Below are 20,396 nucleotides of genomic sequence, written 5' to 3'. Positions count from 1 at the left end.
GCCCTTTAGTAGGTTGCCGCGCTGGGCTCCATGGCCAAGCTGTGCTCTTGGCCATCCGCCTTGGCTTTGCCCAGCCTGGCCAGTTGCTCCGCGCCCAAAACCAGGGCCAGCAGCGCGCTTGGGGCCCAGATGGGCAGCGTAATCCAGAGCCAGGACCAGCTGCTTACCGTTGGTACGTGCAGGAGCTTGAGCGCGGGCAGCGTCATTACCAGGCATTGGTAAATCAATATAATCCCCCAGGCATTCAGGCGAAATCGGTAGACGGTGTTGTCAGACTGGGCGGGCACAGCGACGGAGTAGGATGAGTAATGCACGGACCTGAATAATTATAGTGGGCAGGAACTGTTGGTGTGACCAAGTTACTGCAAATAATTACATTACCCTAACACCTCCTATGCGGCCTGGCAAGCAGCCAAAAATAGGCCGCTTATTGGCTTATAATACTACCAAAGCTTAGCAGTTAAGTCCTGTTCGCCGTGCTGATGCTTATTATAAAAATACTATTTTCTCCATTGTGATTACCATGAGTTAACTACTATTCCAGGGCCGGATTAGCATACTTCAAAACCGCCTTTGTAATCTGCAATTACCACCGGTGCCGCAATAATTTTTTAATCTTTTTATTTTTTATCGCTAGCATCAGCTTGCCTGGCGTTAGCATGGCTCCTAGGCTTGCTCATCTGCTCGCCCGTGGTGGTAGCTACCATATCAGCACCAGCGGCACTGCGCAGGTTTATTGACGGGCCGCCGGGTGCCTAGAGTCCGCTCATTACCAATGATTAAGCCCCTGGGCCACTGCTCCTCGGCAGTGCCTCCGGCGGGGCTGGCGCGGCCCAAGCGCTGGTTTATATAGTTATTTGGTACCTCTACCCTTTTTTCTTGTCTGTTTCCGTTACATTCCCATGTGCAAGTCTTTTCCCTTGCTAGTAGCCTGCTTGTTTCTGACCGCCTGTGCGCCTGAAGCAATTAATTCGGCTAGCTACTCCCTAGGAGGCCGACACTTCCGCGTACCGGCTAGGGCCTTGCCTGGCATGGGTACCCCTGCTGCCCGCCAGGGCCTCGACGTTGAGATTGGGCACCGCCCCTTCAGCGCGGGAAATGGCGTTTTTTTGGTCAGCTACGAAAAGCCCGCCGACGCCCCCGATGCAGCGTACCGCTTATCGCTCCTCACCTACACCTGCAACGTGGCGGATAGCTACACCAGTGTGAGCTACACCCTCGACCTGCGCGGCAAGCTTACGCGCCTGCGGAGCGGGGGGCTCACCGGCCGGTTTTCGGGTGTCCTGCCGGCTACTGCTACCGGCGCGGGCAGCACCGTGCGGGGTACTTTTAAGGTGGCTGCCCCTGCTCGTAGCAGGCACTAGCCGCTCTTCAATCTTAATCTGAGTTCCCGCTGCCGCCGTGAGCGGCAAGTGCGCGTTGCCGCTGGCGGATGTCCCCGCGGCCCTAGGCCACGGCAGCTGGCGCATACCAAATAGGACCGGGATGGTTTTTTTGCAGGAGCTGGTGCAGGTCTTCGAGGCGCCGGGCCACGGGCTTTAGCACACCTAGGCACGCGGGCGGCTTGGTGCCAAACTGAGCCTGCAAGTAGTGCACGAGCACGCCCAGCTGCCCTACTTCTTCTGCCAGCAGCGTTTGCAGCCGCTGCCACCGCTCCTGCTGGGTTACTTTTTGATGGGTGAGGCAGACGTGCCGAATCGTAATCAGCTCGCTCACCAGCCCGGCGAGCTGCTCCAGCAGGTGCCGCTCCTCCTCCCCGAAGCTGCGCGGCTGGTACCCTATCACGCAGAGCGTGCCAATGAGGTGGCGAATGGGCGTGTGCAGCGGAGCCCCGGCGTAGAACTGCAGGTTCTTGTTCTGGGCGGCTACCAAGGCCGTCGTGGTTAAGCGCTGCAGCTGGTCAGGCCTGGTTAAGTCCGTTAATATCAACGAGGTGCGCTGGCTCACTACCAAGGCACAAATAGCCTCCTCGCGGGGCTGGTGCCGTAACCCCGGCAAGCCCTGATTGGCCTTATAAGCTACTTCATTGGCATCAACCAGCGCAATCAGCGAAATTGGCAGGCTAAAGATTTGGGCGGTGAGCCGGGCCAACGCATCAAAAACCGGCTCTTGTTGCGTGGGCATCACGTCGTAGTGGTGCAGCGCTCGTAGGCGCTCAGTTTCATTAGCTGGTAGTAGCCAGGAAGCAGCAGCAAGTGGCATCATAACAAAGCCTGGGAAAGAACAACTGAAAAAATGATAAATACAATTATTAATAACTTATAGTACTATATACTGCTAACCACAAACTTAAGTGGCATAATGTTCAATTAACCCCCCTTTTACTTCATCATCATTCCACCCTTAATTCAATATTTACGGAGGAAGTACGCGGCTTTTGGAGTAACTGCTTAAAGCTCGAAGCGTCTTGAGATAAGCAAGTCAGCCACAGATAATCAGGGCGCAAGCTTACCTTGCCCGCCCGCTGCAACCGGCTGCCTACTCTGCTGATAAAAACCGCTACCTAGGCGCTGCCGCTGCCTAGGAGCCCGGGCAACCGGGCAACGCAGCTACCCGCACCAGCGAAAACCACCTAATCTTCCAGCTGTGATTTACAAAGCGTTATCGTTCCTCACGAATGAGCTGAACGACTATTTCAACACGGTGTACCAGCCCCTGGAGCCTAAGGCGGTGCTGTCGGCGCACGTAAACGCTGATGGCTCAGCCGCTACCGACCTCCTGAACAAGGTGAGCCTGACGCTCATCAACCTGGAGCCGGAAGCTACCATGCGCAACCTGCCGGCCGAGCGCGGCAGCAGCAGCTCCGAGCTGCGCCTCAACCCGCCCCTGCGGCTTAGCCTGCGGGTGCTGGTGGCCGCTAATTTCAGCGAGTACCAGGATGCGCTGCGGTTTTTGAGCAGTACGCTGGCTTTCTTTCAGGGACACAGCGTTTTTACGCCGCAGAATGCCCCGCGCCTTGATAAAGACATTGAGCGCCTGGTGGTGGAGTTGGAAACGACGAGCTACCAAGAGTGGAGCTACCTGTGGGGCATGCTGGGTACCAAGTACATGCCCGGCGCCGTGTACAAGCTCAAGCTCATCAGCATTCAGGACGGCGTGGGGCAGCCCAGTGCCCGGCCCATTCTTATCCCTGGCCTCACCACCACCAGCACTCGCCCCTAGCTGCCATGCCCACCCGCTACCAGGTGCTGCGCCGCGTGGTGCTGCGCCACGACTATTTCCTGGACCAGCGCCTGCTCGGGCTGGTGGCCCGGCCCCTGCCCGCCTGCGCCGAGCGCCTGCGCCGGGCCGGCTTGCTCTTCAAGCCGCAGCCCGATGGCTTCGTGGTGCTGTACGGCAGCCCGGCAGAGGACGCGGCTACCCCGCCGCCGGCTCAGCTGGCCGGGCTGTTTCCGCTGCTGTTTGGCCTGTATCCGCAAGACCCGGCGTTTTTTGCGTACAGCGACGTGGCCCTGCGCCCGGCGGCGGGGCACATTTTCTGCCTGCATCCGCAACTGAGGCTGCCCACCACCGACCCGCCCTCACCCGACGGGCCGCTCCCCGACGCCGACCCGCCCCCACCAGATGGCCCGCTGCCCACCACCTACGAGCCCGCGCCCGACGGCCTCACGGCCGGCACCCTGACGCAGGTGGCTCGGCGGCCCCTGCAAGAATTGCTGCTAGTGGGGCCGGGGGTGCCACCTAGGCTACTAACCCCGGCGGGCCAGCAGCTGCAGCTAGTGCCGGCGGGGCAAGCCTGGCAGCTGGTGCCGGTGAGCCCGGGCCAGGGCCCGCCACCAGCCGCGCTCGTGCAAAGCGCCAGCTTGCTGCTCGATTTGCGGGGCCTAGGTAGCGGCTTTTATCAGTTGCAGGCTGGCAGCGCCGCGCCCCTGCGCTTTTACGCCGATGACCTACCTAGCCCCGCGCCCTGGGGCGTGCTGGTGCTGGATGGCCCGGCGCCGCCCGCGCCCCTATCCGCTGCCGAGTATACCCTGGGCTTTGCAGCGCGCGCCACGTATTGGCAGTACACGCTGTGGGCCCACCACCAGCCGGCCGCGGTGCTTGAGCGGGCCACCGTAGTGGGCGCCGCGGCTGGCCCCGCGGTGCACTTCGAGCGGCGGCCGGCGGCCGAAGTACCCCGCGGGGCAGTGGCCAGCTGGCGGGCCACCGCCGCGCAGCCCCTACGCCAGCGCTACCGCACGCTGCCCTACCGGCTGGTGCTGCCGCAGCCGGGCAATAACCCGCCGCAGGTGCTGTGCCCCGCCCTGCCCCAGGCGGGCCCAACTGGCTTCCGGCCTCAAAATCATGACAATATAAATAAATATAGAAATAATTGTAGAGAAAGCTTGGGAATCACGGACCTGTTTGTACACTTGTAACCTGAAAACAACTGGCAAACTCTCCTCACTCTCGCTTCATGCAACCTCAGTACAAAACCCCTGGTGTTTACACCATTGAGCAGAATGCTTTCCCCAATTCGGTAGTAGGAGTAGACACGGCCATTCCGGCCTTTATCGGCTACACGCAGCGGGCCAGCTACAAGGGCAAAGACCTCAGCAATGTCCCGACGAAAGTGGAGTCGCTGAAAGAATTTCAGGACTATTTTGGGGCGGGCTATACGCAGACATTCGACCTGCAAAATACCCTGCCTGCCAGTGCTGGTACCGGCGTGGTGGAGGCGGGCAGCCTCAAACTATCGAGCACGGCCACGCAGCCCCAGTACCTGGTGCCAGCTACTACGCCTTACTACCTCTACAGCGCCATGCAGCTGTTTTATCAGAATGGGGGCTCGACTTGCTATGTCGTGTCGGTAGGCCCTTATGATGACAGCGACAGCGATGCCAAGCATTTTGAGGATGCCATCGACCTGCTGGTGTATGAGCAGGACCCGACCATGCTGCTGTGCCCCGATGCCATGCGCCTCGACAAGGATGGCTACAACCAGGTAATGACGTACATGCTCGCCCACTGCGCGCAGGTGCAAAGCCGGGTGGCGCTGTTCGACGTGTACCAGGGTGCCGTGACGAAGCCTACGCAGATGGACCAGCAGGGTACCATCAACAACTTTCGGGAGGGCGTAGGCCAGAATAACCTGAACTACGGCATTGCCTATTTCCCGTGGGTGCAAACCAGCATCCTGGATAGTAAAGCGGATGTATCGTTTCTGAACCTGACGCCGGCCGCGCTGGATGCGCTGAAAACGGCGCTGAACCCCGACCAGGCGCCCGCTGGCCCCCTTACTGGTAGTGTCAAGGCTGTTACGGGCCTGAATGCGACCCTTACCGGGAAGGCTACGCAAGCTGCCGCCGATGCCGCCACGGCCGCTACGCAAGCTGCCACCGATGCTGACGCGGCCGCTACCGATGCTGACACGGCCGCCACCGATGCCACGGACCGGGACAAGAAGGGCGCTACCCTGGCAACCAATCCCGCGGATACGCAGGCGCAGCAAGATTTCGCCGCCGCTCAAACCAAAGCGGCAGCCTCGGCCAATACGGCGGCCCAATCCAAGCAACAAGCCGCACAAAGCGCCGCGGCGGCCATCAAGGCTGACAGCGACGCGGCGGCGGCGGCGGCGGCTATCACGGCCAACATTGTCAGCGTAGGCGCGGCGCTGGCGGGTGGTAGTACTATCACCGCGCAGGTGGCGGGCCTGAAGTTGGGCGACCCTAAGCAAAATATTTTTGAGCAGGCCAAAATCCTGTTTGATACCACAGAAATAGCCAAGGCCAACCCTAAAAATAGCGATACTGAAAATAGCAAAGCGCTAAAAGACAAGCAGCTGTACATCAACAACGCCCTGGTGGCGCAGTTTCCGGCGTATGCCCTAGCCATGACGGTGGTGGCCCGCTACCTCAATACCATGCCCGTGGCCCCAGCCATGGCCGGCGTGTACACGGCCGTGGACAACAGCCGGGGCGTGTGGAAAGCCCCCGCCAACGTGAGCCTGAACGCCGTGGTGGCTCCTACTATCTCGCTGAGCGACCTGAACCAGGAGACGCTGAACGTGGATGCCCTCACTGGCAAGTCCATCAACGCCATTCGCACCTTCCGGGGGATGGGCACGATGGTGTGGGGCGGCCGCACCCTCGACGGCAACAGCCAGGACTGGCGCTTCATCAACGTGCGCCGCACCATGATTATGATTGAGCAGTCGGTGAAGTTGGCAGCCCGCAGCTACGTCTTCGAGCCCAACGATGCCAACACCTGGACGACTATGAAGAGCATGATTAACAACTTCCTGAACAATCTCTGGAAGCAGGGCGCCCTGGCCGGCGCTACGCCCGCCGAGGCCTACACCGTGCAAATAGGCCTAGGCACCACCATGACCGCCAACGACATCCTCGACGGCTACCTCAACGTGAGCGTGCTGGTGGCCCTGGTGCACCCCGCCGAATTTATCGTTCTCACCTTCAAGCAGGAAATGCAAACCTCCTAGCCTGCTTCAGCTAGCAACTCACTTACCCAACTCATCCTTACTAGTTTACAACCATGGCAGACGACGGCAGCGCCCAAAGTCAGACAGTGTGGCCCCTCCCCAAATTCTATTTTCAGGTCGACGGCCTGGGCGAGGGCATCGGCAGCGCGTTTCATGAAGTGAGTGGCCTCGACTCCGAGACGCAGGCCATCGAGTACCGGCACGGCAACAGCAAGGTGTTTTCGCCCATCAAAATGCCCGGCCTGCAAAAGGTGGGCAACGTGACGCTCAAGAAGGGTATCTTTGTGAAGGACAACAAGTTCTGGGCCTGGTATTCGACCTTTAAGATGAATACCATCAAGCGCACCACCGTGGTTATCAAGCTGCTCGACGAATCGGGCTCGCCCACCATGACCTGGACGCTCAACAACGCCTGGCCCACCAAAATCCAGGGCACCGACCTGAAGGCCGATGGCAACGAGGCGGCCATCGAAACCATCGAGCTGGCCTACGAGTCGCTCGTCATTGCCAACGGCTAAGCATGGCCGACGACCCTACCTACTACCCGCCGGGCGCGTTTTACTTTCAGGTGCAGTTCGAGGGCATTCGCTCGGGCCTCGACAATGCCTTTCAGGAAGCGACCGGGCTTGGCGTGGAATGGGAAGTGGAGGAAGTGCGCGAGGGCGGCCAAAACGCCTACAAGCACCGCCTACCCACCGTGGCCAGGCACAGCAACCTAGTGCTGAAGCGCGGCTTCGTGAGCAGCCAGTCGGAGCTGGCCAGCTGGTGCAATGCCACGCTGAGCAGCAACTTCACCACGCCCATCATGCCCCGCAACGTGCTGCTGAGCCTGCTCGGAGCCGACGGCACGCCGCTGGCCGCCTGGTCATTCCGGGAGGCCTGGCCGGTGAAGTGGAGTATGAGCGACTTCAAGGCGCAGGAAAACGCGCTGGCCATCGAAACCCTGGAATTTGCCTTTTCCGACTTTCAAAAAGTATAGTACGTCCTAGGTATGCCCATCGAAATCCGGGAGCTAGTAATCAAAGTAACCGTGCAAGACCAGGTGGCGGGCTCGAGTGCGCCCGCTACCCCACCCGCCCCTACCGCCGAGCTGCGCCAGTGGCAGCAGGAGCTGGCGCGCACCTGCGTGCAGCAAGTGCTGGCCGAATTGCAGCGGCGGCGCGAGCGCTAGGTGGCCACCTAGTGGTTGACTTTGGCTTATTGAGTTTTCTCCCAACTACTTATTTAGCATGGGCTTAGTTAAGATGTCGCTGCAAGGCTTCTTCGACGGCAAGTTTGAGAAGCCGGCGACCGCGCCGTACTACGTGTTTCTGAACCCGGAGTCGTTTTCGCGCACCAGCACCAACGCCTACGACTCGTCGCAGCCGACGGGGGTGGGCGGCGAGACGCCGCGCTTCATCAATGCCAGCGAAGGGCCGCTCTCGTTTAGCCTGCTGCTTGATGGCACCCGCGCCATCGATGGTAAGACCATCGAGGTCAGCGCCGAAATCAAGCAGCTCAAGGACCTGGCCTTCGACTACCAGGGCGCCGAGCACAGCCCGTACTTCGTGCAGGTGAGCTGGGGCACGCTGCTATTTAAGGGCCGGCTCACCACGTTCACGGTCAACTACAGCCTATTTCGGCCCGATGGCACGCCCCTGCGGGCCAAGGTAGACCTGGCGTTTGTGAGCTACACCGACCCCGCCGACCTCGCCCTGCACGCCAACAACCAGTCGGCCGACCTCTCGCACCGCCACCTAGTGAAGGCTGGCGACACGCTGCCGCAGCTCTGCTTCCGCATCTACGGCAGCGCGCAGTACTACTTGCAGGTGGCGCAGCGCAACCACCTGATGCACCTAGGCCGGCTGGTGCCGGGCACGGTGCTGTACTTCCCACCCCTCGTTCTTTCCGCTTCTACTCCGGGCCCGCTGGGTCCGGCTGTCCATGCCTCTTCCTCCCACTCCACTATCGGCCGGCCTGGTCACGTTCGCAGTCACGGCCAATGGCCAGGCGCTGCCCGGCATCCTGACGATTACGATTACCAAGGGCATCAATCGCCTCAGTGAGGCCCGGCTAGAGCTACTCGACGGCGACCCCGCCACCGGCGTGCCCCTGCAAAGCCAGGCCGACAACCTGGCCGCCGGAACCCTGGTGGAGGTGCAGGCCGGCTACGACAGCCAAAACCAACTGCTCTTTAAAGGCCTAGTGGTGGAAGTAGCCATTACCTCGCAGGGCACTCAGGGCATGCTGCTGCGGGTGGTGTGCAAGGACGCGGCCGTGAAAATGATGGGCGGCCGCAAAACCGCCGCCTTCCTGGCCCAGACCACCAGCGACGCCATCGGGCAAATACTCGACACGTACTCCGACCTAGAGGCCGACATTGCGGCCACCGCGGGCGAGGCCGCGGACCTGGTGCAGTTCAACCGCACCGACTGGGACTTCGTCGTGACCCAGGCCGAGGCCAACGGCCAGCTGGTACTCAGCGACCTAGGCAAGTTTTCGACCTTGCCGCTGACGACGGCCGGCCAGCCGGTGGCGGCCCTCGTGAACGGCACCAACCTTTACAGCTTCGCGCTGCGTCTCGACGCCCGCACCCAGTTTGCGGGCGTTGAGGCGCACTCGTGGTCGGCGGCCACCCAGCAGCAGCTGACGGCCACCGCCAACGAGCCCGGCCTGACCACGCCCGGCACCGCCACCAGCGCCGCGCTGGCCGGGGCGCTAGGCCAGACCACCTACGTCATCCGCACGGCGGCCAACGTGAGCCAGGCTACCCTGCAAGCCCTAGCCGATGCCTGCCTGGCCAAGCGCGTGCTGGCCAAGGTGCAGGGCACCGTGGAGCTGGCCGGCACCGCGCTAGTGGTGCCCGGCTGCCTGGTGAGCCTCAGCGGCCTGGGCAGCAGCTTCGACGGCACCGGCTTTGTGGCGGGCGTGACGCACACCATCGGGGGCGGCGACTGGAAAACCCACGCCACGCTGGGCACTGACGAGCAGTGGTTTGTTGAGCGCCACCACGACGTGGCCCCGCCGGCCCCGGCCAATAACCTGGCCACCGGCATGCACGGCCTGTACAGCGCCGTGGTAAAAGCCACCCACAACGACGAGCAGGGCGAATTTCGGGTGCACGTAACCGTGGCCACCCTCGCCAATGCCCAGCTGTGGGTGCGCCTGGCGCAGCCCTACGCCTCGGCCGGCGCGGGGCTGTTTTTTTACCCCGAAGTGGGCGATGAAGTACTACTGGGCTTCCTGGGCGACGACGTGCATTACCCCGTCATCCTGGGCAGCCTCTACAGCAGCGGCCGCGCCCCCGCCTACACCCCCGACCAGGAAAACAGCAAAAAAGCCATCGTCACCAAAGGCCAGCTCACCCTGGAGCTCGACGACGAGCAGAAAATCATAACCCTTAAAACCCCCGGCGGCAACAAACTAGTCATCAGCGATGAAGCCCTGGGGCTGACGCTCACCGACCAGCAGGGCAACACCGTCACGCTGTCGGCAGAGGGCGTCGCCATTGCCAGCAAAACCAGCCTGAGCCTGAGCGCCGACACCAACATTACCATCAAAGCGCTGGGCAGCCTCACGCTGCAAGCCGGCGAGTCGCTGCAAGCCACGGCCCTCACCATAAGCGCCACCGCCGAGGCCGAGCTGGCGCTGAGCAGCAGCGGCACCGCCGCGCTCACGGGCGAGGCCATGACCACCGTGAAGGGCGCGCTGGTCATGATTAATTGAGCGGTCCCGCCCCAGCTTCACCACTTCACCTAACCACTTGTTCTACCATATAATGCCGCCCGCTGCCCGCCTCACCGACCTGCACGTGTGCCCGATGGTAACGCCGGGCGTACCCCCCATTCCGCACGTGGGCGGCCCGGTGCTGGGGCCGGGCGTGCCCACGGTGCTCATTGGCAAGCTGCCCGCGGCCGTGCTGGGCGACGAGGCCCTGTGCGTGGGGCCGCCCGACGTGGTGGTGGCCGGCTCGACTACGGTGCTGATTGGGGGGCGCCCGGCGGCCCGCCTGGGCGATGCCACCGCCCACGGTGGCGCCATCGAGCTAGGTTGTTTCACAGTACTAATCGGGGGCTAAGCGCCATGACTGAGGAAAACTATCCGTCTTTTCTGGGCCAGGGCTGGAATTTCCCGCCCCGCTTCGACGGCGAAAGCAAGGAGCTGGCGCTAGTGCAGGCCCAGGCCGACATCGACCAGAGCCTGCACATTTTGCTGCACACCGAGCCGGGCGAGCGGGTGATGAACCCGGAGTACGGCTGCGCCCTACGGCAGTTTTTGTTTGAAAACATGGTGTCATCGCAGCTCACGCGCTTGCAGGATGTCGTGAACAAAGCCATTCTGCGCTTCGAGCCGCGCGTGGTGGCCGGGCCGGTGCAGGTGAATACCAGCCACCTGACTGATGGCGTGCTGCTGCTGGAAGTAGCGTACACCATTCGCACGCTCAATAGCCGGCACAACGTGGTGTTTCCCTTTTACTTGCAGGAGGCCACGCTGCTGCCCCCCACCACCGCCCCGCTCTAATGACGCCCGCCGATGCTCCTGCGGCCGCGCCATTTTTTCGCAACGGCGGCACCTCGCAGGCCGAGCGCCAGCCGCCGGCCCTGCTGCCCACGCAGCTCACCCTCGACGGGCGCACCCTGGCCGAGCTGCTGGCCTACGTAGCGCAGTTCTCCGAGCAGGTGCAGTTTTACACCAGCCCGGCGGCCCACGACCCCGGCGGCTGGGCACTGGCCCAGCACCGCAGCCTGCTGCTGCTGGCCCTGGCGGCCACCCACCCCACCGAGCAGCGGGCGGCCGCCGCGGCCGCCTACCTGCAAGCGCCGGCCGCCCCCGGCGTGGCCGGGCCGCTGCCGCAGGCGCAGTATCTGCTAGCCCAGCTGCACGCCGAGGCCACCACCCTCAGCAGCTGGCAGCACCAGCAGGAAGACCACCAGCCGCGCGGCTTTGCCAGCGCCCTGCGGCAGGCGATGCAGCACCTAGGGCCCTACCTGCGCCAGGCCGCGCGGCTAGAGGCCCAGCTCGAGCGGCTGGCCAACCCGGCGGCCCCGGCCGGCCCCGCCTACCTCACGCCCGCGCTGCTGGCCGAGTTTGGCGTGGCCCCGGCCGGCGTACCGGCCCTGAGGTCAGGCCCGCCGCTGCCCGCCAGCATCGACACCCTCGCGCAGGTGCTGCAAGAGGTAAGCCAGGTGCAGGCCGGGCTGGCCGAAGTGGCCGCCGAGCAGCTGGCGCACGACCTCGACTCCCGCCACGACCACCACCCCGAAGTGGCGCTGCTGGTGGCTTTTCTGAAGCTCTACGGCCACGCGCAGCAGGTGCTGAACGACATTCCGCGCCGGCACCTCCAGCACTACTACCAGCAGGTGCTGGGCATGCAACCCCGCCCCAGCCAACCCGACGAGGTGTACCTGAGCTTCAGCCTGGCCAAGGGCACCACCCACTACCGGCTGCCGGCCCGCACGCTGGTGGAGGCGGGCAAGGACGAGGCCGGCCGGCGCATCCGGTTTGCCACCCTCGAAGAAGCGCCCCTGGCCAACTGGCGCGTCGCCTCCCTGGCCACGCTGCTGCTGGTGCGCCCGCCCGCGCCCGCGCCCCCGCCGGTGGGCTCGCCCGCGCCCCCGCCGGTCGCCACCAGCTCGCTGCTGCCCGCCCACGGGGCAACCCAAACGCCGGTTGAGCGGCCCGTCGAAGGCATTTACATGGCGCACTACCCCGACCCGGCGGCCACGGGCTGGCCGGTATTCGGGGCCGACCCGGCCGGGCCGCTGCCGGGCAGCCCGCCCATGACGGCGGCCGAAGTAGGCTTTGCGGTGGCCGCGCCCGTGCTGGCGCTGCGCGAAGGCTACCGCACCATCACGGTGCGCCTGCACACCACCGCCGAAAGCCTGGAGCGGCTGCTCACCATCGGCCTGAAACCCGGCGAGCCGCTGGTGGCGCCTGCGCCCGCCCAAGCCGCCACGCCCGCCGCCGCACAGCGCAGCCGGCAGGTCAAAGCCGCGGAGGACTTGCTGTTCGGGGTTTTTCAGGTGCACGCCACCGGGCCAGCCGGCTGGCTACCGCTAACCGTGCAGCACCTAGCCCTCGATACCCGCGCCCACACCCTCACCTGGACCCTGCACCTAGGTCCCGGCCAGCCGGCCGTGGGGGGCTACGTGGCCGCCCGGCATGGCCGCCGCCTGACTACCACCCAGCCGGTACTGCGGTTTTTGCTTAACCCCGCCGCCACTCCTTACGGCTATTCGTACCTGGCCGACCTGGAGCCGCGCCTGCTGACCATCGGCGTGCGGGTCGAGCAGCTGCGCCCGGCCGCGCTGAGCAACCAGGTGGGCCGCCTCAACGCCCAGGCGCCGTTTTACCCGTTTGGCGCGCAGGCGCTGCCGGGGGCTTTTCTACAAGTGGCCGTGCCCGAGGTACTGGGCAAAAAGCTCACGCACCTCACCCTGTCCCTAGGGTGGCAGCAGCTACCGCCCGAAGGCCTAGGGGCGTACTACGCGAGCTACGGCGCGGCGGTGACCGACGACGACTTTCGGGTGGCGGCCAGCTACCAGGCCGGCTACCGCTGGCAGCCCATGCCGCCCCGCCCCCAGCGCCTGCTACCGAGCCGGGCCGAGGGGCGCTGGGCCAGCCAGGTAGTGCTGCACCTGGCGCACCCCGGCTACCTCAACCCCGCCCCGGCCCCCCTCGACGCGGCGTGCCTGGTGCGCCTCGAGCTGGTGGGCCCAGCCCAGGGCTTCGGGGCCGCGCAGTACCCGGCGGCGCTGGCCGAGGCCGCCCGCTACAATGCCCGCCACCCGGCGCAGCCTCGGCCGCTGCCGTCCCCGCCCCTGGCCCCGCTGCTGGGCCAGCTCAGCCTGGGCTACGAGGCCGAGGAAACGCTGGTGCCCAGCCAGCAGCAGCAGGCGGCGGGCCCCACGGGCTTCTACCACTTGTTTCCGCTGGGCGAATACAAGCCCACCACGGACAAGATACTACTGCTCACTACCTTCGACCACGACCGGCGGCTGCTAGTGGGGCTCAGCCCCGAGGCGGCGGGCCAGCTCGTGACCCTGGTGCTTGACCTGAGCGTGCCTGCCGAGGCCGACCTAGGCGCCCCGGCCATGCCGACCTGGGAATACCTGCACGGCAACGCGTGGGTCCCCATTGCCCCCAGCGAAACCACCCTCACCACGCCGGGCTTTGCCAACAGCCTGGCGGTGCAGGTGCAGCTGCCCGACGATGCATTTACCACGCCCCAAACCCTGCTGCCGCCCGACCAGTGCTGGCTGCGGGCCTGCGCGGACGGCGACAATGCCTGGTTTGGGCAGGTGCAGGGTATCTATGCGCAGCTGGTGCGGGCCCGGCGCACCACCGATGGCCCCACGCCCGCCGCCCCCTACCAGCAGCCGCTGGCCGCCGGCCAGCTCACGCGCCTGCCGGTGCCGCAGCCGCGCCTGGCGGCGGTGGTGCAGCCCCGGCCCTCGTTTGGGGGGCGGGCGGCCGAGCTGCTGCCCGCCTACTACACCCGCGTGAGCGAGCAGCTGCGCCACCGCGGCCGCGCCCTCACGCCCTCCGACTACGAGCGCCTAGTGCTGGGCCAGTTTGCGATGGTGCACAGCGCCAAGTGCCTGACGGCCGACCAGCCCGTGCCCGCCGATGGCCTGGGCCAGGCGCCCGGCACCTACCGGCCGCGGCGGCCGGGCGAGGTGTGGCTGGTGGTGCTGCCCCAGCCCCACCTAGTGCCGGGCAGCCCGCGGCCGCTGTTCGGGGCCGGGCAGCTGGCCGAAATGCAGGCCTACCTGCAAGCGCTGGCCCCGGCCGCCGTGCAGCTCCAGGTCATCAATGCCAGCTACGAGCAGGTGCAGGTGCGCAGCCTGGTGGCGCTGAAGGCGGGCCCCGATGGCCCGGCCACCCACTACGAGCGGCTGCTCCGGCAGGCCGTCAGCGCCTTTTTGTCGCCCTGGCAAGGCCATGCCCAGCGCGGGGGCTTCCACCGCCACCTCACCACCCCGGCCATCGAGGCCTTCATCAACCAGCTGCCCTACGTAGCCGGCACGGCGGAGCTCTCGGTGCTCAAGATGGGTCTGCTCGACCAGCGGCACCGCCTCTACGACTCGGCCCGCCCGCCCGCCACCCAGCCCGGCCCCGAGCTGGGCGCGCTGGTACCCTGGGCCGTGCTGGTACCGGCCCCCAGCCACCACTTCGGGTTTCAGAAGCTGCCGCTGCCGGCCGCCGAGCCGGCCCCCACGGGCATCGGCAGCCTGGGCGTGGGCACGGAATTTATCGTGGCCTGCGACTTTTGAGCCCGCTCGCTTACCAATTGTTCTTTAGCATACTAACTCCTCGCCATTACTATGGAAGCCCCCGGTAGCCCCGCCCCCGCCAAGCCGTCGTTCGGCCTGGTGCAGAGCCGCGAAAAGCTCAAAGCCTACTTCCGCAAAGGCAGCCTGCCCACGGAAGAAAACTTCGCGGCCCTCATCGACTCGGCCATTAACCGCGTGGACGACGGCTTTGCCTACACCCCCGACGAAGGCTGGCAGGTGGTGGCCGCCGACGACAACGCCCGCCTGCTCGCGCTGTACCAAAACGACCAGGCCAAGCAGGCCAACACCCCCGCCTGGCTGATGGAGCTGCCGCCCGCCGGCACCCAGGCCGGGCTGAGCTTCTCCTCGGTGCCGACCGGCGAGCCGGCCCCCGGCACCGCCGACACCCCACTGCCTACCCCCGAGCCCCGGCTGCACCTGCAAGCCGACGGCAAAGTGGGCGTGGGCACCGCCGCCCCGGCTGAGCAGCTCGATGTGCGGGGCTTTGTGGCCAGCCAGGGCCGCATGGGCAACTACCTGGATGCCAACCGCCCCACCGAAGTAAAAGCCGACGGCGAGTGGCACCCGATTCTGACAAACCTGAACGGCCTGCACGCCTTCGAGATAGTGGCCGCCGCCTACGGCCAGGAGGGCCGGGGCCGCTACGCCCTCACCCACGCCATTGCGCTGAGCGCCTTTGGCAAGTCGCGCAGCCGCGTCTACCGCAAGAATGCCTGGTTCTGGGGCTGGTTTCAGAAAATTCAGTTTTGCTGGACCGGCGAGATGCACAGCTACAACCTGGAAATGCGCACGGCCAGCAACTTCGGCGAGGGCTCCACCATCGTGTACCACATCACCCAGCTTTTTGATGACCGCCGCCCGGCCGGCTGGGCGGCCCCGGCCCCGAACGCGCCGGCCGCACCAGCGACCACCTAGGGTGGTTTTTACCTTCATAAACAGAACTAAAAATGATAAATTAAAAAAGCGCAAGTCATTGAGCTATAAATTTTTAATCTATCATTCTTAATTTTTAATTCAACAAAGAGGTGTACACCATCTCGAACATTGCATAGGGTCATTTTTCGCTGCTTTTCCGCCCTCTACGCTATTCCTGTGCTCCACTCCTACCAGCCCATTATCAAAGACCAGGCGCTACCGCCGGCCCTGGACTACGCCGCCCTGCGGGCCGAAGGGCTGGCCTGCCTCCAGCGGCTGAGCGGCCAGACCTGGACGGACTACAACGACCACGACCCCGGCGTGACGCTGCTCGAAGCCCTGTGCTTTGCCCTCACCGATGTGGGCTACCGGGCCGCGCTGCCGGTGCCCACCCTGCTGGCCCCGGCCGCCCCCGGGCCGCCCGCCGCCGGCCTGCTGGTGCCCGCCCACCACGCCTTCGCCAACCACCCCGTCACGCCCAACGACTACAAGAAGCTGCTGCTCGACCAGTTCCCCGGCCAGCTCCGCAATGCCTGGGTGAGCGTGCTGGCGGCCCCGGCCGCCCCCGGCCACTACGAAGTGGTGCTGGCGCGGCGCTCGCCGCTGCCCGGTGAGGACGTGGTGGCGGACGGCGCGCTGGCGGCCCAGGTGCTCGGCTTTCTCAACCGGCATCGCAACCTAGGCGAGCTGTTTGGGCGGGCCACGGTGCTGCAACCCCGCCCGGTGGTGGTGGGCGGCCACCTCGAGCTGGCGGCCGGGCACCAGCCCACGCCGGTGCTGGCCCAGCTGCTGCTGGCCCTGGGCCAGGCCCTGGCCCCCGCCGTACCCACCACCACAGTGGCTGAGCTGCTGGCCCAGGGCCACACGCCCGACGAGCTGTTTGCCGGGCCGCGGGCCCATTACCTGCTGCTTGCGGAGAATTTCTTTGCGCCCCGCCCCACCAACCTGGAAGTGGGCGCGCTGCTGCGCCAAGTGGAGCAGGTGCCGGGCGTCTACTTGTTGCACGAGCTACACTTCATCACCCCCGGGGCTAACTCGCAACGCCCCGCCCAAGTAGCGCGGCTCACGCTGGGCCCCACCGAGCTAGGTGAGCTGGCGGCGGCCGACACCTTGCAGCAGCTGCGCGTCAGTCAGCACGGCCTGCCGCTGGCCTTCGACCCCGCGCGCGTGCTGCGGGCTTATGGTAAGCTGCGCAGCACCGCCAACCGGGTACTGCTGGCTCGGCCCGACCAGCTGCGCCTGCCGCCCCTGCCTGCGGCCCCGTACGCCGCCCTAGGGCAGTACGACTCGGTGCAGCGGCTGCTGCCCGTGCTCTACGGCGTGGGCGAAGAGGGGCCGCCTCCCCAGGCCCCGGCCCCCGACCGCGCTTACATCATGCAGCTCAAGGGGTATTTGCTGCTGTTTGACCAGCTGCTGGCCGATTTTTGCGCGCAGCTCGAGCACGTGGGCGACTTTTTTTCGGCCCGTCCGCAGCCGGCTACCTACTACCCGGGCTCACTTTATGAGGTGCCTTACGTGGCCCCACTGCTACCGGGCACCGGCATCAGCCCCGACGAAAGCTGGCAGCGCGACCCCGCCGCCGAGGACCGCTGGCAGGCGTATAAAGACCAGCCGGCCAACGCCTATCGCCAGAGCCTACCTAGGATAGCGGCCGCCACTACGCACGACGCGCCTGACCGCCGCCACCGCTTTCTGGCGCACCTGCTGGCCCGCTTCGGCTACACCGCGCAGCTGCACCGGCCCGCTACTCAGGGCCACCGGCCGGCCACCGACCCCGACCCTACCAACGCTGCCTACGAGCAGCTGCTGCACCACCTCAACCGGGCCACCTACCACCGGGCGGCGGCGCGGCTACCGGCCACTACCGAGGCCGGCGCTACCGCCGAATCGGGCTTGGAGCTGTTTCTGTTTTTGTTGACGGGGCTGGTGCCGCTACCACGCAAAGCGGCGGCCCCGGCTTCGGCCGAGCGCGAGGCTGAGGACGAGTATTTCAGCCTGCTCGACCACCTAGTACTCAAGCCTACGGCCGAGCTGCCCGCCCCCGCAGCGGCGGCCGAACTGCCCGATACGGAAGCAGCCGCGCCGGCTCCCGGGCCCACCAAAACTGCCCCCGACGACAACGCGGACGCGGACCACGCCGATTTCTACCATTACCAAGCCACGGTACTGCTGCCGGCCGAGGCCGGCCGCTTTCAGCCCGAGGCAGCGGGCGCGGGCGCGCCGCGGGTGGCCGACAGCCAGGCTTTTCTCGAAGAGCTCATCCGGCAGCATGCACCGGCCTATATGCTGGTCAATATTCGGTGGCTCGGTGGCCCGGCCATGCGCGAGTGGGAGGCGCTGTACGCGGCGCTGGCCGCCGCCAGCGGCCTGCTCAATGCCAGCGGCGAAGACCAGGCGGCGCTACCCGCCGCGCAGGCCGCCGCCCACCACTTTCTGCAACGGCTAGCACGGCTAGCCGCCCCCGCGTAGCCCCGCATGGCCCCGTCCCGCATTCATATCCAGCAGGTGCGCTTGGAAGTAGGCGCCCCCGATGCCGCTCTAGCCCGGCCGCTACCCGAGCGCCTCAGCCAGCTTTTTCAGGCTAGCCTGCTAGCCGTGCTCAGCAGTGAGCTAACCCAGCACGACCTGCACGACCTGCTGCTGCGCCTGCCCCAGCTAGTGCTGGAGCTGCCGCCCGTGGCAGCCCACCGCCTGGCCCTCGACCTGCCCGACTACCTCCGCACCGCGCTCCGCCAAGCCTTGGCGGCACTGCCCCCCGCGCCCGCCGCCAACCCCGCCGCGCTGGCCACTGAGGGGCTGGTTTCGCTTCGCTACTTCTTGCTGAATGGCCGGCTGCCCTGGTCAACCAATGCCGTTGATTTTGACTTGGATACGGCCATCGACCACGCCCTACGCCAGCAGCCGGCCGCGCTGCGCGCGCTGCTGGCGCAGGTGGGCCGCTGGCTGCCGCCTCGGCAGCGGCTGGCCCAGCAGCTGGCGCTGCCCACGCTGGGTCAGTTGCTAGGCTTGGTAGAGCCCACGCACGCGGCCTTCGTACAAGCTTACCTGCGCGACACGCTGCTGGCCCACTACCACCGCCCGCTGCTGGCGGCTAGCACCGTGACCCTGCGCCGGGTGCTGCACGAGCTGGCACTGGCCGACCTGCTGGGCCGGCAAACCCAATTCAACCGGTCGGCTTTTGTGGAGCGTCAGCTTCGCCAGCTGGCCACGCGCTACAACCTGAGCTACCCGGCCCTGCTACGCCAGCTAGCGGCTGCTTACGCCCTGGTCAGCCTGCCGGTAGCCGCCAGGGCAGCCACGCTACCCGGCATCATTCAGGGGCTGCAAAAGGCGCAGGCCGCAGCTGAAGTTTCGCACGCTGCCACCAGCCAGCTACTTGTTAGCGGAAATGTTGTTTCCGCAACCGACAACTACGCGGCGCTGGTCTACTACTTGCGGCACGGCTCGCTGCCACCCGTCGGCCCGCCGCTGACGCAGGCGGCCCTGGTGGCCACGCTGGCGGCTGTGCTGCGCCGGGGCCGGCTGGCGCTGGGGCGGCTGGGGCAGCAGGTGGGCGGCCTAGGTCCCGCCGCCCTCGCCCTGGCGGGGGCCTTGCCCCCGGCCCAGCAGCAGCTACTGCTGCACCCAGCCCCGCGCCCCACGTTGCCGCCGCCTGGCGGGTACGGCAGCCATTTAGAAAGCCGACCTGAGCGCCCGCTCCCCACGCCGCTGCTGTCGCCGGAGACTTACTCATTATCTGCTAGCAACCCGCGGAGTGCTAGCAGCTTTGAAATGGCCCGTCGCGCCACCCTAGGGCGGCTGCTACGGCCGGCCAAGCGCTTTGTGCCCGCCCCGGCTTACGAGCTAGCCGGGACGGGCAGCCTGACCGAGGCGCAGGCCGCCGTTTTTCGCTACCTGCTGGCGGGCGGGACCACGGCGACGCTGGCTTGGCTAAGGCCCCTGATGCGCTGGGTGGTAGCACGGCAGCCGGCAGCCGTGGCCTTGCTGCTACGGCGGCAAGCGGCCACCAGTGCGGTGTGGCCGCGCTTGCTGGCCGTAGCCAACGGGGCAACGCTGCATCTGCTGCTGGCGGGCCCGGTGCGGGCCGGCCGGCGGGCTGGTGACCCGGCCGGGCTGGCAACGCTGACCACGGGCGCGGTAGGTAGTCCGCGCCTAGCGGCTTTCTTAAAAACGCTGTACCTAATCGCCCATTTCGGCCCGGCCGGGGCGTTGTCGGAGGCAGTGGTATGGCAGCTGGCCGCCACCCAGGGTCTACCTAGGCGAGCTACTTGGCACAAGCTCAGCGGGTTGACCCCGCAGTGGCCAGCGCTAGCGGCCGCGCCTTTTGCCGGGCTGTTGCGGGCCGCGCCACCCACGGAGCCGCCCGGCGCAGGGCCACAGGCGGCGCCCGCGCTAGCGGCCCAGAACCTGCTACTGCACTACCTGCGGCACGGGCAGGCCCCATGGTGGCAGCCGGCCCCCGTGGCGGCCAAGACCCTAGGGCGCACGCTGCAGCAGCTGGCCCGGCAGCCGGCAGTGTTGCACGGGTTTTTGCGGCAGCACGCTCACGAGGCCACCGTGCAGCAGCAGTTGGCCCGGCTGGCCGATTTTAGCTTGCTGCACGCCCTACTGCCGACCCCTGGTGTGGGGCGCGGGCGGCGGCAGGTGGCCCGCCCCGCCCTGGCGGCCCTCGACCGCTACCTCGGCCAGGCGGCCGGGGGAGCTCGCCTGGGCCAATTTCTGCGCGAGGCTTACCTAGCTTTTGCCAGCGCTGCGCCTACCAGCGCCGCCGCCGCGCTGGCGCCCAG

General features: G+C 66.0%; 17 protein-coding genes. 15 read left to right on the top strand and 2 right to left on the bottom strand.

Annotated elements, in window-relative coordinates; genetic code table 11:
• Window positions 1-5 precede the first annotated feature (5 nt).
• Window positions 6-287, bottom strand: a complete 282-nt coding sequence (locus tag ACFSDX_RS09635) for a hypothetical protein (protein ID WP_382313142.1) — start codon at window positions 285-287, stop codon at window positions 6-8.
• Between the two features lie 744 nt (window positions 288-1,031).
• On the opposite strand from ACFSDX_RS09635, the gene ACFSDX_RS09630 reads away from it, so the two are divergent.
• Complete coding sequence (locus tag ACFSDX_RS09630; RefSeq protein ID WP_382313141.1) at window positions 1,032-1,364, top strand: hypothetical protein; 333 nt, start codon at window positions 1,032-1,034, stop codon at window positions 1,362-1,364.
• Between the two features lie 82 nt (window positions 1,365-1,446).
• Here ACFSDX_RS09630 and ACFSDX_RS09625 read toward each other — a convergent pair whose 3' ends face one another.
• Window positions 1,447-2,205 (bottom strand): GAF domain-containing protein, encoded by a 759-nt coding sequence (locus ACFSDX_RS09625; protein WP_382313139.1) that lies wholly within the window; start codon window positions 2,203-2,205, stop codon window positions 1,447-1,449.
• A 381-nt stretch (window positions 2,206-2,586) separates the two neighbouring features.
• Here ACFSDX_RS09625 and ACFSDX_RS09620 point away from each other — a divergent pair, with 381 nt between their 5' ends.
• The 14 genes from ACFSDX_RS09620 to ACFSDX_RS09555 form a co-directional block, all read left to right on the top strand.
• Window positions 2,587-3,162 (top strand): Pvc16 family protein, encoded by a 576-nt coding sequence (locus ACFSDX_RS09620; protein ID WP_382313138.1) that lies wholly within the window; start codon window positions 2,587-2,589, stop codon window positions 3,160-3,162.
• 5 nt (window positions 3,163-3,167) lie between these two features.
• Entirely contained in the window at window positions 3,168-4,358 is a 1,191-nt protein-coding gene (locus tag ACFSDX_RS09615; RefSeq protein ID WP_382313137.1) for a hypothetical protein, read from the top strand.
• A 38-nt stretch (window positions 4,359-4,396) separates the two neighbouring features.
• Window positions 4,397-6,418: a phage tail sheath C-terminal domain-containing protein gene (locus ACFSDX_RS09610; RefSeq protein WP_382313136.1), complete on the top strand. Its 2,022-nt coding sequence runs from the start codon at window positions 4,397-4,399 to the stop codon at window positions 6,416-6,418.
• 53 nt (window positions 6,419-6,471) lie between these two features.
• On the top strand, window positions 6,472-6,936 hold the full coding sequence (locus ACFSDX_RS09605; RefSeq protein WP_382313135.1) for a phage tail protein: 465 nt from the start codon (window positions 6,472-6,474) through the stop codon (window positions 6,934-6,936).
• 2 nt (window positions 6,937-6,938) lie between these two features.
• Window positions 6,939-7,397, top strand: a complete 459-nt coding sequence (locus tag ACFSDX_RS09600) for a phage tail protein (protein WP_382313134.1) — start codon at window positions 6,939-6,941, stop codon at window positions 7,395-7,397.
• 12 nt (window positions 7,398-7,409) lie between these two features.
• Window positions 7,410-7,589, top strand: a complete 180-nt coding sequence (locus ACFSDX_RS09595; protein ID WP_382313133.1) for a DUF5908 family protein — start codon at window positions 7,410-7,412, stop codon at window positions 7,587-7,589.
• A gap of 58 nt (window positions 7,590-7,647) precedes the next feature.
• Complete coding sequence (locus tag ACFSDX_RS09590; RefSeq protein ID WP_382313132.1) at window positions 7,648-8,463, top strand: CIS tube protein; 816 nt, start codon at window positions 7,648-7,650, stop codon at window positions 8,461-8,463.
• Entirely contained in the window at window positions 8,375-10,123 is a 1,749-nt protein-coding gene (gene vgrG / locus ACFSDX_RS09585; protein WP_382313785.1) for a type VI secretion system tip protein VgrG, read from the top strand. The genes ACFSDX_RS09590 and vgrG overlap by 89 nt, the downstream gene beginning before the upstream one ends.
• 52 nt (window positions 10,124-10,175) lie before the next feature.
• Window positions 10,176-10,475 (top strand): PAAR domain-containing protein, encoded by a 300-nt coding sequence (locus ACFSDX_RS09580; RefSeq protein ID WP_382313131.1) that lies wholly within the window; start codon window positions 10,176-10,178, stop codon window positions 10,473-10,475.
• 5 nt (window positions 10,476-10,480) lie between these two features.
• The gene (locus tag ACFSDX_RS09575) at window positions 10,481-10,918 is read left to right on the top strand and encodes a GPW/gp25 family protein (RefSeq protein WP_382313129.1); all 438 of its coding nucleotides are present in this window, start codon (window positions 10,481-10,483) and stop codon (window positions 10,916-10,918) included.
• Window positions 10,918-14,673: a hypothetical protein gene (locus ACFSDX_RS09570; RefSeq protein ID WP_382313128.1), complete on the top strand. Its 3,756-nt coding sequence runs from the start codon at window positions 10,918-10,920 to the stop codon at window positions 14,671-14,673. The genes ACFSDX_RS09575 and ACFSDX_RS09570 overlap by 1 nt, the downstream gene beginning before the upstream one ends.
• A gap of 51 nt (window positions 14,674-14,724) precedes the next feature.
• On the top strand, window positions 14,725-15,609 hold the full coding sequence (locus ACFSDX_RS09565) for a hypothetical protein (protein WP_382313127.1): 885 nt from the start codon (window positions 14,725-14,727) through the stop codon (window positions 15,607-15,609).
• A 177-nt stretch (window positions 15,610-15,786) separates the two neighbouring features.
• Window positions 15,787-18,078 carry a hypothetical protein gene (locus ACFSDX_RS09560; protein ID WP_382313125.1) on the top strand — a complete coding sequence of 764 codons (2,292 nt, stop codon included), beginning with the start codon at window positions 15,787-15,789 and terminating at the stop codon, window positions 18,076-18,078.
• Between the two features lie 6 nt (window positions 18,079-18,084).
• Window positions 18,085-20,396, top strand: a 2,312-nt coding sequence (locus ACFSDX_RS09555) for a contractile injection system tape measure protein (protein ID WP_382313124.1), incomplete at its 3' end; no start/stop codon positions are given.

The organism is Hymenobacter bucti (assembly GCF_042681145.1).
Classification (GTDB): Bacteria; Bacteroidota; Bacteroidia; order Cytophagales; family Hymenobacteraceae; genus Hymenobacter; species Hymenobacter bucti.
Note: the sequence above shows the minus strand (reverse complement) of the source record. Positions and strands in the feature narration are given on the sequence as shown.

What these genes read in the sequence shown, in the direction of transcription:
- ACFSDX_RS09575 (WP_382313129.1), top strand. Translation starts at nt 10,481, where the DNA reads ATGACTGAGGAAAACTATCCGTCTTTTCTGGGCCAGGGCTGGAATTTC.
- ACFSDX_RS09595 (WP_382313133.1), top strand. Translation starts at nt 7,410, where the DNA reads ATGCCCATCGAAATCCGGGAGCTAGTAATCAAAGTAACCGTGCAAGAC.
- ACFSDX_RS09570 (WP_382313128.1), top strand. Translation starts at nt 10,918, where the DNA reads ATGACGCCCGCCGATGCTCCTGCGGCCGCGCCATTTTTTCGCAACGGC.
- ACFSDX_RS09600 (WP_382313134.1), top strand. Translation starts at nt 6,939, where the DNA reads ATGGCCGACGACCCTACCTACTACCCGCCGGGCGCGTTTTACTTTCAG.
- ACFSDX_RS09605 (WP_382313135.1), top strand. Translation starts at nt 6,472, where the DNA reads ATGGCAGACGACGGCAGCGCCCAAAGTCAGACAGTGTGGCCCCTCCCC.
- ACFSDX_RS09590 (WP_382313132.1), top strand. Translation starts at nt 7,648, where the DNA reads ATGGGCTTAGTTAAGATGTCGCTGCAAGGCTTCTTCGACGGCAAGTTT.
- ACFSDX_RS09625 (WP_382313139.1), bottom strand. Translation starts at nt 2,205, where the DNA reads ATGATGCCACTTGCTGCTGCTTCCTGGCTACTACCAGCTAATGAAACT.
- ACFSDX_RS09630 (WP_382313141.1), top strand. Translation starts at nt 1,032, where the DNA reads ATGGGTACCCCTGCTGCCCGCCAGGGCCTCGACGTTGAGATTGGGCAC.
- ACFSDX_RS09610 (WP_382313136.1), top strand. Translation starts at nt 4,397, where the DNA reads ATGCAACCTCAGTACAAAACCCCTGGTGTTTACACCATTGAGCAGAAT.
- ACFSDX_RS09580 (WP_382313131.1), top strand. Translation starts at nt 10,176, where the DNA reads ATGCCGCCCGCTGCCCGCCTCACCGACCTGCACGTGTGCCCGATGGTA.
- ACFSDX_RS09565 (WP_382313127.1), top strand. Translation starts at nt 14,725, where the DNA reads ATGGAAGCCCCCGGTAGCCCCGCCCCCGCCAAGCCGTCGTTCGGCCTG.
- ACFSDX_RS09615 (WP_382313137.1), top strand. Translation starts at nt 3,168, where the DNA reads ATGCCCACCCGCTACCAGGTGCTGCGCCGCGTGGTGCTGCGCCACGAC.